A 724-nucleotide genomic window follows, 5' to 3' on the forward strand; every position below is an offset into this window, starting at 1 on the left:
GGCACCGCGTCCGCAAAGGGCGCGCGCAGCGTCGCCATCTACGCTAGTGAGCAGCCATGATTCGCAAGCCCCTGACCGCGCTCGGCATCCTCGCCGCGACCGCGCTGACCGCCGCCCCCGCCTCCGCTTATTGGGAATATGGGCATGAGACGGTTGCGCAGATCGCCTATGCCAATGTCGCGCCGCGCACGAAGGTCGCGATCCGCCGCATCCTCGCGCAGCAAGCGCTGCTCGACACCCCCGAATGTCCGGCCGGCACGATCGAAGAGGCAAGTGTCTGGGCGGATTGCATTAAGCCGCTCAAGACTGCCGACGGCAAGTCGCGCTTCGGCTTTGCGTACAGCTGGCATTACCAGAATGTCGATGTCTGCGCGCCGTTCGACCTGACGCCTGCCTGCAAGGATGGCGACTGCGTCTCCGCGCAGATCGACCGCGACGTGACCCTGCTCCGCGACCGCAAGACGTCGCCGCACGATCGCGTCCAGGCGCTCGCCTTCCTCATCCACTTCGTCGGCGATCTCCACCAGCCGCTCCACGCGGGCGATCGCCATGACAAGGGCGGCAACGACGTGAAGACCGATTACGGCATCTACGCCCCCGCCCGGCTCAATCTCCACTCGGTCTGGGACGGCACGCTCGCCGAGCGCGCAATCTCCGCGCCGCCCTCGCTCGTCCGCCGCTACCCCGCCGCCGAACGCGCGCGCATCGCGGCCGGCACCGTCGC

General features: G+C 68.2%; 1 protein-coding gene. It reads left to right on the forward strand.

What is annotated here, in order from left to right:
* Positions 1-56 precede the first annotated feature (56 nt).
* Positions 57-724, forward strand: a 668-nt coding sequence (locus tag sphsw_RS10025) for a S1/P1 nuclease (RefSeq protein WP_042467023.1), incomplete at its 3' end; no start/stop codon positions are given.

It is taken from the genome of Sphingomonas sp. FUKUSWIS1, from assembly GCF_000733135.1.
Taxonomy (GTDB): domain Bacteria; phylum Pseudomonadota; class Alphaproteobacteria; order Sphingomonadales; family Sphingomonadaceae; genus Sphingomonas; species Sphingomonas aerolata.